Origin of the sequence: Cobetia crustatorum (assembly GCF_000591415.1) — a bacterium.
Lineage (GTDB): Bacteria > Pseudomonadota > Gammaproteobacteria > Pseudomonadales > Halomonadaceae > Cobetia > Cobetia crustatorum.
The window spans coordinates 1-11,094 of the sequence record NZ_JEMF01000073.1; the positions used below are offsets into that span (position 1 = coordinate 1).

General features: G+C 61.3%; 9 protein-coding genes. 7 read left to right on the forward strand and 2 right to left on the reverse strand.

Annotated elements, in window-relative coordinates; all coding sequences use genetic code 11:
• The first annotated feature begins 219 nt into the window (after positions 1–219).
• The 5 genes from BF12_RS0113845 (at position 220) to BF12_RS0113865 (ending at position 6,049) form a co-directional block, all read left to right on the forward strand.
• Positions 220–1,719, forward strand: a complete 1,500-nt coding sequence (locus tag BF12_RS0113845; RefSeq protein ID WP_248623723.1) for a sigma-54 interaction domain-containing protein — start codon at positions 220–222, stop codon at positions 1,717–1,719.
• A 447-nt stretch (positions 1,720–2,166) separates the two neighbouring features.
• Entirely contained in the window at positions 2,167–3,291 is a 1,125-nt protein-coding gene (locus tag BF12_RS0113850; protein ID WP_024952788.1) for a TRAP transporter substrate-binding protein, read from the forward strand.
• Entirely contained in the window at positions 3,288–4,013 is a 726-nt protein-coding gene (locus BF12_RS20250; protein WP_084488127.1) for a TRAP transporter small permease subunit, read from the forward strand. Before BF12_RS0113850 ends, BF12_RS20250 begins: the two co-directional genes overlap by 4 nt.
• On the forward strand, positions 4,003–5,346 hold the full coding sequence (locus BF12_RS0113860) for a TRAP transporter large permease (protein WP_024952790.1): 1,344 nt from the start codon (positions 4,003–4,005) through the stop codon (positions 5,344–5,346). The genes BF12_RS20250 and BF12_RS0113860 overlap by 11 nt, the downstream gene beginning before the upstream one ends.
• A gap of 61 nt (positions 5,347–5,407) precedes the next feature.
• Positions 5,408–6,049 (forward strand): SDR family NAD(P)-dependent oxidoreductase, encoded by a 642-nt coding sequence (locus tag BF12_RS0113865; RefSeq protein ID WP_248623724.1) that lies wholly within the window; start codon positions 5,408–5,410, stop codon positions 6,047–6,049.
• A gap of 140 nt (positions 6,050–6,189) precedes the next feature.
• Here the strand turns inward: BF12_RS0113865 and BF12_RS0113870 are convergent, their stop codons facing one another.
• Positions 6,190–6,888, reverse strand: coding sequence for a TetR/AcrR family transcriptional regulator (locus tag BF12_RS0113870; RefSeq protein ID WP_024952792.1), 699 nt, complete (start codon positions 6,886–6,888; stop codon positions 6,190–6,192).
• A 290-nt stretch (positions 6,889–7,178) separates the two neighbouring features.
• On the opposite strand from BF12_RS0113870, the gene BF12_RS0113875 reads away from it, so the two are divergent.
• Both BF12_RS0113875 and BF12_RS0113880 read left to right on the forward strand, forming a co-directional pair.
• Complete coding sequence (locus BF12_RS0113875; protein ID WP_024952793.1) at positions 7,179–8,300, forward strand: HlyD family secretion protein; 1,122 nt, start codon at positions 7,179–7,181, stop codon at positions 8,298–8,300.
• 29 nt (positions 8,301–8,329) lie between these two features.
• The gene (locus BF12_RS0113880; protein WP_024952794.1) at positions 8,330–9,889 is read left to right on the forward strand and encodes a DHA2 family efflux MFS transporter permease subunit; all 1,560 of its coding nucleotides are present in this window, start codon (positions 8,330–8,332) and stop codon (positions 9,887–9,889) included.
• Between the two features lie 137 nt (positions 9,890–10,026).
• Here the strand turns inward: BF12_RS0113880 and BF12_RS0113885 are convergent.
• On the reverse strand, positions 10,027–11,094 hold a 1,068-nt coding region (locus tag BF12_RS0113885; RefSeq protein WP_024952795.1), incomplete at its 5' end, for a 4Fe-4S binding protein.

The following is an 11,094-nucleotide window of genomic DNA, read 5'->3' on the forward strand; positions in this document are numbered from 1 at the left end:
TGTTTCAAAATATTATAAATATAATATTGCTATGCCGTAGCCTCTACGACCACTGGCTACGTTGATCCTTGGCGGCGATAGGCCGATGCTGAAAGCCAGTGTCCGGTTTTCCGGACGCTGGCTGCGTGAGGGCGCAGCTCACAACAATCAGATCCGGCGGGTGATGGTGGCGGAGGATGGCTACCCACGATGATCGGAGACGCCAAGGGAGAGCGGAAGATGGCTCAACAGATGCCAGTGTCAGATACGGCGGGTGGGTCGGGAAGAGTGATGCCGGTGAGCAACGATGCACCTGCGACGTCGATTCATGTCGAGCGTGGCCGTCGCGAGTTGTTGAAGGCGGCGATGAATGCAGTGGAGGAGTGGGTGGTGGTGGTAGATGCCCGCGGCTGCATCCAGTTTCTCAATGCGCCGTACGCTGAGTTTCTCGGCGTCGACCCTGAGGCGGTATTGGGACGTGATGCCCGCGAGGTGATCGAGAACACCCGCATGCATGAGGTGCTGGAGAGCGGACGGGCAGAACTTGCCCAGCTGCAGTTGATTCGTGGCCATCACATGATCGCCCATCGCTACCCCATCCTGCGTGATGGCGAGGTCATCGGCGTCATCGGTTCGGTGATCTATCACGATACCTGGGAATGGCGGCAGGTGAATGCCCAGGTGCAGGCACTTGAAGCCGAGGTGGATTACTACCGTCAGGCGCTGGAAACCACCACCGGTGCCCGCTGGAAGCTGAGCGACATCATCGGTGAATCCGCTGCGATGCGTGAGCTGGCGGCACGCGTGCGCAAGATTGCCCCTGGTGGCGCGTCGGTGTTGATTCGCGGTGAATCGGGTACCGGCAAGGAGCTCTACGCCCACTCGCTGCATCGTGCCTCGGCACGCGCGGAAGGGCCTTTCATCAAGCTCAACTGCGCCGCGATTCCCGAAGCGCTGTTGGAGGCCGAGCTGTTCGGCTACGAGGAGGGCGCTTTCACGGGTGCACGGCGTGGCGGCAAGCCCGGCAAGTTCCAATTGGCGGATGGCGGCACGCTATTTCTCGATGAGGTCGGCGACATGCCGCTGGCGATGCAGGCCAAGCTGCTGCGCGTTCTGCAAGACCGTGAAGTCGAGGCCGTCGGCGCGACGCGGCTGGTGACGGTGGATGTGCGCGTGATCGCCGCGACCCACCGCCCGCTGGAGGCGCTGGTCGAGAGTGGCGAATTCCGTGAAGACCTCTTCTATCGCATCAACGTGGTACCACTGGTGATACCACCGCTGCGCGAACGCCGTGAAGATCTGCCCGGTCTGGCAGCGCATCTACTGGAACGTCTCGCTCGGCGCAGTGGCCGTCGCCCGCCCGTGTTGTCGCCTGCCGCGCTGGAGCGACTGTGCGCCCACCACTGGCCCGGCAACGTGCGCGAGCTGGAAAATGTGCTCGAAGCAGCCTTCTATCTCGGCGGCAGTCATATCCAGCCGACAGACCTGCCGGACGCTATCGGCACACGGCGTAGTGAGATATCCACACCCCCTTTGGATTCCGCCGCGCACTGTACGTCAGCGATTACCCTTGATACGCCAGTGACGACGGGCCCACTACGCGAGGCAATGGCACACGCTGAGCATCAGTTGATCGAGAAAGCATTGTGCGCTTGTGGCGGCAACCGTACCCAGGCGGCACGTCAGCTGGGTATCGCCAAGTCATCACTGTACGAGAAGCTCGCTCGGCATGGTTTGTAGGCCGTCAGATCAGGAGAATGACATAGAGCGTCCGGAAATCCGGAAATGGTCCGGATTTCCGGACGTTTTTGAGAAATCACTCTGTCATCGCGCTGCATCCCCCATCAGCCGTGACTCTTGCAAGAGTCATGGCTGACCAAAAGGTATTTGCTGCGGTTATCGATCCGCGACCTTGGTGGCGGTTTGGCGCTAAAAAACATGCGAGGCGTCCGGTTATCCGGACGCCTCGCATGTTTTTTAGCAGACGAAGTCGAGTGACATGAAGAGAATGCCTGACGATGTGGGTGTAGATGGCTGAAATTATTGATGTTCTAGTGTTGTGGTCAGTGACTTGCGTTACACAAGGGCAAGTTGACGTAAGCGTAAGCTATGCACGTGGCAGCATGTTTCATCAGTACGCCTGGCCAGCACCATGGGTCAGTAAAACAATAATCAGGGAGCCGCCCCATGCCTCATCACGCTGTTTCTCATCTGTCCGCCACTCCACGTCGTCTGCGTCTCGGAGTCGCCATCGCGGCAGCCGTCGCTACCACGACGTTGATGGTCGCCATGCCCGCACAGGCCGAAGGCCCGAAGAAGCTCGACGTGGCCAGTACCTTCTCGACCAAGAACTTCCTCGGTGCAGGCGCGGTGCGCCTGTCTGAGGAGCTCAAGACTGCCACCGGCGGTGCCGTCACCCTGCGTGTGCATGAACCGGGTGATCTGGTACCGGCCTTTGAAGTCTTCAACTCCGTATCTTCCGGTGCCATTCAGGCCGGTTGGGACTGGATGGGCTACTGGGCAGGCACGGTGCCGATCACCAATCTCTACGGCGCACTACCGTTCGGCCCGAGTCCGGAAGCCTTCATGTCGTGGATGTGGGCCGGTGAAGGCACCGAGCTGATACAGGCCGCCTATGACCCGTACGGCGTGAAGGTGCTGCCGTGCTTCATCTCTCCGCAGGAAACCGGTGGCTGGTTCAACAAGGAGATCAACACACCGGACGACTTCAAGGGGCTGTCCATGCGCATCTCGGGCCTCGGCGCCAAGGTGCTCAACAAGCTGGGCGCTTCGACGCAACTAGTGCCGGGCAGCGAGATCTACCTGGCGCTTGAGCGTGGCCGCGTCGATGCCACCGAGTTCTCGGTGCCGCAGGTCGATCAGGCGATGGGCTTCAATGAAGTCGCCAAGTATTACTACTTCCCGGGCTGGCATCAGAGCGCGAGCTGGTTCTCGCTGCTGGTCAATCAAGAGGTGTGGGACAGCTACAGCGATGAGCGCAAGGCACAGTTCCAGACCGCCTGCCGCGCGACACTGCAGTGGGCCATGGCAGAAGCGCCGCCGGCACAGGTCAAGGCGATTCACGAGCTGGAGGCCAAGGGTGTCGAGGTCAAGCGCTTCCCGGAGCCCGTCATGACGGCGCTGCAGAAGGCGTGGGGTGAGGTGCTGGAAGAAGAGAAGAAAACCAACCCTGACTTCGCCAAGGCCTATGATTCGCTGATGAAGCACGCGGCGCTGATCGACGAGTGGTATGAACTGCAAGCCATGCCGCAGCCGATGGCCATGAAAGACGATGGGGGCAGCGCACAATGACCGACCCCCGCCTTGCGCCCTGGCGGGCAAGAGGCGGGGCGGTGTGTGGAGCCCTGGGGCGACCGTTGGTCGGCCTGGGGCTGTGGGTGGGTCGCTGGACCAGTTGGCTGGGTCTGGCGATCATCCTGGCCGTGCTCACCACCGTCACGCTCAACGCCCTGGGCATCAATGAAGTCGCCAACTGGGGGTCGCCGGATGTGCTGCTGTTCGGCACGGCGATCACCATCAATTCCGTCACCGAGTTGCAATGGCACCTGTTCGGTATCCTGACGCTCTTCGGTGGCACCTACGCCCTGCACAGCGATACGCATGTGCGGGTCGATCTGTTCTATCAGCGGCTCTCGCCGCGTGGACGTGCCGTGGTCGATATTATCGGTCACCTCATCATGCTGATTCCCTTCTGTCTGCTGATCGCCTGGCTGTCGAAGCACTTCGTCAACATGTCCTACGTGTCTGGCGAGAAGTCCAACTACGGCGGACTGGTGGATCGTTACCTGATCAAGGCGATGCTGCCGACGGGGTTGGTCTTCCTCGCCCTCGGCGCGCTAGGGCAGATCTTCGAGAATCTGGCCTGCCTGTTTGACCCGGCCCGTGTGCCGGAACGTCTGAAAGATCATGAGATTGCCAGTCTGACCGGCCTTGCCCCTCAGGCGGCAGGCGCGTCGACTGACGCCGCGGCCCCCCACGACTCTGCCCACGGGAGCCATGATAATGCTCGCTGAATACGCTCTGCCCATCACGATGGTGGTGGCGCTGCTTGTTGGTATCTTCTCCGGCTATCCTGTCGCCTTCCTGCTTGGCGGGTTAGGCATCGTGTTTGCCTTCATCGGCGATATACCCGTGGCATTTCTTGGCACCGTCGGGTCGCGCATCTTCGGCGGGGTGATCGAGAACTGGCTGTTGATCGCGATCCCGTTATTCGTGTTCATGGGGCTGATGCTTGAGAGCTCCGGCGTGGCGCGCAACCTGCTGATGACGCTGCAACGTCTGTTTGGTCGTGTGCATGGTGGGCTAGCCGTATCAGTGGCGCTGCTGGGCGTGGTGATGGCAGCCAGTACCGGCATCATCGGTGCATCCGTGGTCATGCTGGGCTTGCTGGCGCTGCCCGTGATGCTGGGGCAGGGCTACAAGCCTGAGATGGCCTGTGGCGTGATTGCCGCGTCCGGCACGCTGGGGATTCTGATTCCACCCTCGATCATGTTGGTGCTGATGGGCTCCATCCTGCAGATTTCGGTCGGCGCGCTGTTCAAGGCAGCACTGGTGCCTGGTTTGCTGCTCGGCGCGCTGTATGTCGCTTATCTACTGATTACCGCCAAGCTTCATCCGGAGTGGGCGCCACTGCCAGACCAGAAGTTGCTGGGCACTGACAAGACACCGCTGGCGCTGCTGCGTGATCTATTCGGCCCGATGGTGTTGATCGTCGCCGTACTGGGCTCAATCATGACCGGTATCGCTACACCGACTGAGGCTGCGGCCATCGGCGCGGGCGGAAGCTTGCTGTTGGCGTTGGTGATGGGCGGGCTGTCTTTCCCGACGCTGCGCAATACGCTACGTGACACGTCACGCACCAGCGCGATGATCCTGTTCGTCGTCATCGGCGCGACCTGTTTCTCGGTGGTCTTCAAGCGCCTCGGCGGCGATTACCTGATCGAGGATGTCATTACCGGCACTGGCCTGGGCCCCTACGGCCTGTTGCTGCTGCTGATGGGGCTGATCTTCGTGCTCGGCTTCTTCCTCGAGTGGATCGAGATCAGCTTCGTGGTGCTGCCGTTGGTCGCACCGGTCGTCGAGGCGCTGGACTTCGGTTTCGGGCTGTCGGGGCAGGGCTTGTTAGTATGGTTCGCCATTCTGGTCGCCATCAATTTGCAGACGAGCTTCCTGACGCCACCGTTTGGCTATGCATTGTTTTACCTCAAGGGCATCACTGCGGGTCAGATCTCCATCGGCACCATCTACCGCTCGATTCTACCGTTCGTGGGCCTGCAGCTGGCGGGGCTGACGCTGTGCATCGTATTCCCATCGCTGGTGCTGTGGTTGCCGGGTTTGATGCCGTGAGCCTGACTGAGCGCTAGTGCCAGAAAGCAAGTGCATGGCTGCCGACAGGGAAGCGGTGGCCATGCCTGATGCATCAGGAGCAATCACTGGGGCTATCACCAAGGAGAAAGTGATGCTGCCACGACGCAGGGTACTGATTGCGGGACAGGATGAATGGCTGGAAGCCATGGCGCGGACCTTTCTCGAGGAAGGCGCCATCATCGCCCTGATGGGGACTGGCCGTCAGGACCTGAACCGCGTGCTGGACGCATTGGGTGGTGAGCAGGACGACCGCTTCGGCCGCGTGGTGGGCGAGGGCTGTTTTGAGGCACTGGTGTCGCGCCTCGGGCGGCTCGATGTGCTGGTCTGCATGCCGCCATCGGCAGGGCCGGGACAGACGCTGGAAGAGTGTCTCGTTCAGCAGGTGGCAGGCCCAGGAGCACTGCTGCAGGCGGCTTGTGCGCGCATGTTGCGTCACGGCGGTCGGGTGCTGGCGGTAGCGCCACCCTTTGGTGACAAGCGTGATGGCCAGAGTGCAGCCATGGTTCAGGCAGCACTGGGTGAGCTGATTCAGCGGCTGGCCGCTCGCTCACCGGACAAGGTACGCGCCAATCTGCTGTGCCCACAGGACAGTGGTCCTGCCGCTGTCGCGGAATGTGCGCGATTTCTGGCAGGAGGAGCAGGGCGCTCACTCAATGGCCAGGTGCTGCGCTTGAGTGAGTAGTGCTGCGCTCCTGCACGATTCCCGCTTCACTCCTGCCTCAGTTTCATTCTTTCTGCTCAACGACGCTTGCCTCTCCTGATGCCCTCCCTTGTCAGGCGCCGCCATCGTTCGCTCTCAACTGCCCCCGACACTGGCCGCTCTCAATTGGCCCCGAAACCGGCCACAAAGACACGCACGCAGCGTTGTACATGCGGTCGGTGGATTTCCATGCTGTCAGTGCGGTCAGGGCGGCCCAGCAGTGCATCGATATGCAGTGGACTCAGCAACATGCCCATCAGCATGTTGGCGGCGTTCAGCGGCTGCGTTCCTAGCCCACTGGCGGGTAGCGTGCCCTTTTTCACCTGCTGGCTCAGATAGTCGGCGAGCCGTTGGCGCGTGACGTCGGGGCCATTCTCCAGAAACAGGCGGCCCAGTTCGGGCGTACGTCCGCTTTCGAAGGCCAGCCCGCGTAGCAGCCGGATCAAGCGCGGCTGCAGTGCCAGCGACAAGATGGCCATGCCGAAGCGCTCCAGTGCCTGGGCGGGTCTGCTGCCATCGCTGACCTGCTGGTCCATCAGTGCCCACACGGATTTGGCCTCCTGCTGCATGACCGCCAGAAACAGCCCCTCCTTGCTGCCAAAGTTGCGGTAAAGCGTCGCCAGTGAGCCACCGGCATCACGTGCAATGTCGTTGATGCTGGTGGCCGCGAATCCCTGTTCGAGGAAGTGCTCGCGCGCCACGCTCAACTGGCGCTTGCGGCGTGCCTCACCGCGTGGCGAAGCACGCGTGGCTGATGTTGCCGAAGATACTGCTGAAGAAGGTGCTGTCGCTGCAGGAGCGTTAGAGCGTAAGTCGATCATACGAATACCCTGCTGGGGAGTGGAGCGTGCGCATCGCTACAGCATGCAGCTTTTGGGTTGCAGTTACCTGAACGCAAGGGGACGTGGGGTGCAACTGTCAGAGCGCGCAAGTTAACTGTAGTATTTATTACACTTAATGATGATGCAAGACCATCGCTGTACAAGATTCAACAGTGCATGCCGTGACAGCTTAGCGTGTATATCGGTGATCGCATCGCTCTACAGATCCTGTGCGTGCTCCGTTCAGGTCGCGAGACTGACGGCGAGACGGCAGTTAGAGAGGTTTTCCAATGAACAAGGCTGGAAAGGGCATCGTTGCTCTTGTCGTCGTCGCGGGTGTTATCGCCGGTGGAGTCATGGGGCTGGAGTGGTGGCGGGTCGGGCGCTTCATGCAGGAAACTGACAACGCCTACGTGCGTGCCGACAGCGTGCCTGTGCGCGCCGAGACCACGGCGCGTATTACGCGCATGCTGGTGCACGACAATCAGCCGGTGACGGCGGGTCAGCTGCTGGTGGAACTTGATGATGGTGATGCCAAAGCCAATCTGGATCAGGCCAGTGCCCAGCTGGACAACTCGCGCACCGGCGAAGTGCAGGCCGAGCGCCAGTTGACGTTGCAGCAGGCGAAGATCGACGAGGCCAAGGCCGCGTTGGATTCCGCCAAGGCTGAGCGCGATCAGGCGGCACTCCACCTCAAGCGCTCCAAGAGCCTGGAAAGCCGCAGCTACGCCTCGCAGCAATCCTATGAGGATGATCAGGTGACGCTGCGCACCACCGAGGCCAGCGTTGCGCAGAAGCAGGCCGCACTGACGTCTGCCCGCGGACAGCTTGAGGTCTATAAGGCCCAGCTGGATTCGGCGCGCGCCGAGATCGTCTCTGCCGCGGCGGACCTGGCCTATGCCCGCCATCAGCTGAACAAGACGAAGATCATCGCGCCGCAGGATGGCGTGATCGGTAATCGCAGTGCTGAGGTCGGTACCATGGCCAGTGCCTCGCTGACATTGATGCAGCTGGTGCCGGTCGATAGTGCCTACGTGGTGGCCAACTACAAGGAGACCCAGACCGAGCGCATGCGCGTCGGGCAGCCGGTGAGCCTTGAGGTGGATGCGTATCCGGACATCGAGTTCAAAGGTGTGCTCGATAGCCTCGCGCCAGCGACGGGTACCGAGTTCAGTTTGCTGCCAACCGACAACGCGACCGGTAACTTCAACAAGATCGTGCAGCGGGTGCCGGTACGCATTCGCCTGACTGGGCCTGAAGAGGCACTGACGCGCTTGCGGGCAGGGCTTTCGGCGATACCTAGTATCGATACGCGCGAACTGCCGGATAGTGGCACCTATGCGGCGGCTCCTGTTGATTCTCCTGTTACGGCGTCCTCCGTCACCACTGCTAGCGCGACCGGAGCGCAGTAGGCGTGGCTGAGACAAGCGCAGGAACCGGCATGTCAGCCAGCGCACCCAACGATATGCCGTCGCGCGCCCATCAGATCGGCTTTATCGCGGCCGTATTCGGCATGTTCATGGCGATTCTGGATATCCAGATTGTCGCAAGCTCCCTGAATGAGATTCAGGCCGGGCTCTCGGCAAGTCGCGAGCAGGTGTCGTGGATTCAGACCAGCTATCTGATCGCCGAGATCGTGATGATTCCGCTGTCCGGCATGCTGGCGCGTATCTTCTCGACACGTGTGGTGCTGACCGTCTCGGCGCTGGGCTTCACGCTGGCCAGTCTCGGTTGTGCGCTGTCCACCTCGCTTGAGTCATTGATCGTGCTGCGCGCGGTGCAGGGCTTCATGGGCGGTGCGATGATTCCACTGACGCAGGCGGTCAGCTTCTCGATCTTCCCGCGGCGCATGATGGGCAGCATTCAGGCGTTGATCGGGCTGGTGGCGACCATGGCGCCGTCGATCGGGCCGACCGTCGGCGGCTATCTGACCGAATACCTGAGCTGGCACTGGCTGTTTCTGGCTAATCTGGTGCCGGGCATCCTGGTGGCGGGGCTGGTGTGGCGCAATCTGGACATCGATGTTGGCAATCGTGAGCTGCTCAAACGCCTCGATACGCTGGGCCTGACGCTGATGGCCATCTTCCTCGGCAGCCTGGAATATGTGCTCGAGGAAGGCCCCGGTGATGACTGGTTCGCAAGCTCGCTGATTCTTTTCTGGGCGACGATATGTGCGCTGGCGGGAGTAGGATTCTTCTGGCGCGTGTTGACGGCAGATAATCCGATCGTCGATCTGCGCGTGTTCAAGAATCGCAATTTCGGGCTCGGGGCGATCATCGGTTTCTGGGTCGGGGTGGTGCTCTACGGACTGGTCTATCTGGTGCCGTTATTTCTGGGCACCATTCGCGGCTTCTCGAGCCTGCAGATCGGCGAAATCATGTTCGTGACCGGTGCCGCGATGTTTGTGATGGCCCCCGTGGCGGGCAAGCTGTCCGATGTGCTCGATCTGCGCCTGCTGCTGTGTATCGGGCTGGTGCTGACCGGGGTGGGCACCGGCATGAATGTGCACCTGACCTCAGCCTCTGGCTATGACGACTTCTTCTGGCCGCAGCTGATTCGTGGCGTGGGACAGATTCTGGTGCTGCTGTCAGTGTCGCGGCTGGCGCTGGGTACGCTATCGCCGAGCGCCATTGGCAATGGCAGCGGTCTGTTCAACGTGATGCGTAATCTGGGTGGCGCGGTAGGGCTGGCATTGATCGATACCCTGCTTGAGATGCGCGAGGACTATCATTGGAATCAGATGATCGGTTCCATCAATCTGGGGCGTCAGGAAGTGGTGGACCAGCTCGCCAGCTATCAGTCAGCCTTCGCAGGACTGGCCGACCCGTGGCGTGCGGGTGTCGAGATGATCTCGCAGCGCATCAGTGTGCAGGCGGAGGTGCTGGCCTTCGATAATCTGTTCCTGTGGCTGGGGGCCGTCTATGTGGTGGGCAGTATCGTGGCGTTTGCCTTCCGCAAGCCTGAGAGTGAGAAGCCTACTGAGGACGGTGGTGCGCACTAGGCAGAGGTAGTGTTGTGCTTGGCTTCGTGCCTGACATTGCTCTCGGTACTGTTTTCAGTCGCCACAAAAAAGACCCGCCATGATGGCGGGTCTTTTCGTTTCAGCAGGCAGTCTATACGTATCAGGCTATCAGGCGTTTACCAGCCCCAGAACATCAGGTACCACACACCGATTGCCGGCAGGCAAGCCATCGCCACACTGGTGGTGCCGATCAAGCGCGAGGTGCTCCCGCCTCCCAGCTGGCCGCTATTGAGCTGCTCGCCGGTGATGCGCCACGCCAGTCGCAGGCCCCACAGGCAGGCCAGTACCAACAGCGTGGCGCGTAGATCATTGGCCCAGGTCAGGTTGATGCCGTCACCGCGCAACAGCGTCATGGTGGTGGCGGACAAGCCGAGGAAGACGCCAAGTCCGCCCAGCGGGATCAGGCTGAGCGACAGGTGCCACAGGCGCGAGAGAGTCGCCTTGCCGCCCATCAACCAGTTGCCGAGCAGCAGCGGCAGGCTGGTCGCGGCGCCCAACAAGCCGCCCCCCACCACGATCCACAATGTGATCAGGCTGCCGTCGAGCAGGTTGAAGACATCGTTGTGCTCGGGATAGTTGGTCAGAATCCAGGTCGGTAGCGTGGTGGTCAGCGGCCACATCAGGTCGTGCTCGATCAGCCAGAAGGCCAGCAGCTGCTTGATCTGCACGAACCACGGACTGGCGCTCCAGCTGAAGGCGCCGATCGCGATCCCCAGCAGGCCAAACACCAGAACGGAGTAGTGCGTGAAGCGAACCGGCTGCGGTGGTTCGATCAGTTCGGCCCCCGGCGCGCGCCATTCCAGTTGCATGGCGTCCTTGTAGCCGCTGCAACGTCCGCAGGCATGACAGTCACCGGCACTGTCGAGCTGCTTGAGCGGAATCAGCGGCGCGCAGTCCGGTGCCGACATGCGTACTGCATCACCGTTTCTCACGGCTTGATTGTGTGCGGCCCACTGCGCTTGATCAGTACGGAAGTGGGTTGGTGACAGGCGTGCCAACAGATTGAACACGCCATTGACCGGGCACAGCTGACGACACCAGACGCGCGTGCCCTTGCCGTAGATCAGGCCAACGATGATCGCCGCCACGGTTGAGCCCCCCAGTACCACCAGTGCGCCGAGCGGATACTGATAGACACTGGCCAGCCTGGCCGTAGAGCGTAGTGCCGAGAAAGGCCACGAAGG

Coding starts and splice junctions, on each gene's coding strand:
- BF12_RS0113845 (WP_248623723.1), top strand. CDS start 220: ATGGCTCAACAGATGCCAGTGTCAGATACGGCGGGTGGGTCGGGAAGA.
- BF12_RS0113870 (WP_024952792.1), bottom strand. CDS start 6,888: ATGATCGACTTACGCTCTAACGCTCCTGCAGCGACAGCACCTTCTTCA.
- BF12_RS0113860 (WP_024952790.1), top strand. CDS start 4,003: ATGCTCGCTGAATACGCTCTGCCCATCACGATGGTGGTGGCGCTGCTT.
- BF12_RS20250 (WP_084488127.1), top strand. CDS start 3,288: ATGACCGACCCCCGCCTTGCGCCCTGGCGGGCAAGAGGCGGGGCGGTG.
- BF12_RS0113850 (WP_024952788.1), top strand. CDS start 2,167: ATGCCTCATCACGCTGTTTCTCATCTGTCCGCCACTCCACGTCGTCTG.
- BF12_RS0113880 (WP_024952794.1), top strand. CDS start 8,330: ATGTCAGCCAGCGCACCCAACGATATGCCGTCGCGCGCCCATCAGATC.
- BF12_RS0113875 (WP_024952793.1), top strand. CDS start 7,179: ATGAACAAGGCTGGAAAGGGCATCGTTGCTCTTGTCGTCGTCGCGGGT.
- BF12_RS0113865 (WP_248623724.1), top strand. CDS start 5,408: ATGCCTGATGCATCAGGAGCAATCACTGGGGCTATCACCAAGGAGAAA.